1 protein-coding gene is annotated in these 571 nt (G+C 63.7%); it reads left to right on the top strand.

Annotated features, from left to right (window positions below; all coding sequences use genetic code 11):
• On the top strand, positions 1–571 hold a 571-nt coding region (locus NS334_RS16640), incomplete at both ends, for an efflux RND transporter periplasmic adaptor subunit (protein ID WP_193753151.1).

Genomic DNA, 571 nt, shown 5'->3' with positions numbered 1-571 from the left:
GTCTACTACCGTGATCCGGACGGCGCGCCCGATTATTCCATGACGCCGAAGAAGACGCCGTCGGGCAAGGAATATTCGGCGGTCCGCGCCAGCGAAGATGTGAGCTTCGAGGAGCACGCTCCGGAAGCCATGACTGCGAAGGGCGGCGAACGCGGGCGGATCAAATTCTATCGTAACCCTATGGGCCTTCCGGACACGTCGCCGACGCCGAAAAAGGATTCGATGGGGATGGATTATCTCCCCGTATATGAGGGCGAACAAGACGACGACTCATCGGTCAAAGTGAGCGCGGGCAAGCTGCAGAAGGCAGGTGTCCAGACCGAGGTCGCGGAGCGCCGCTCCTTGAATACGATGGTCCGCGGACCGGCTACGGTACAGCAGGACGGGCGGGGCGTGTCCGTCGTCTCGCTCCGGTTGGAGGGCTTCTTCGACACCGTCGACAACGTCACGACCGGCACGGACGTCCGCAAGGGCCAGCCGTTGATGCGCATCTACGGCCCGACCCTGTCGAGCGCCGCCGCCGAATATCTCTCGGCCCTTAACGCCCGTCCGGAAGCCGGCATCAGCGGGC

The organism is Sphingomonas endophytica (assembly GCF_001476895.1).
Classification (GTDB): domain Bacteria; phylum Pseudomonadota; class Alphaproteobacteria; order Sphingomonadales; family Sphingomonadaceae; genus Sphingomonas; species Sphingomonas endophytica_A.
The sequence above is the reverse complement of the archived record's forward strand: the minus strand, read 5'-3'. Positions and strand labels throughout refer to the sequence as shown.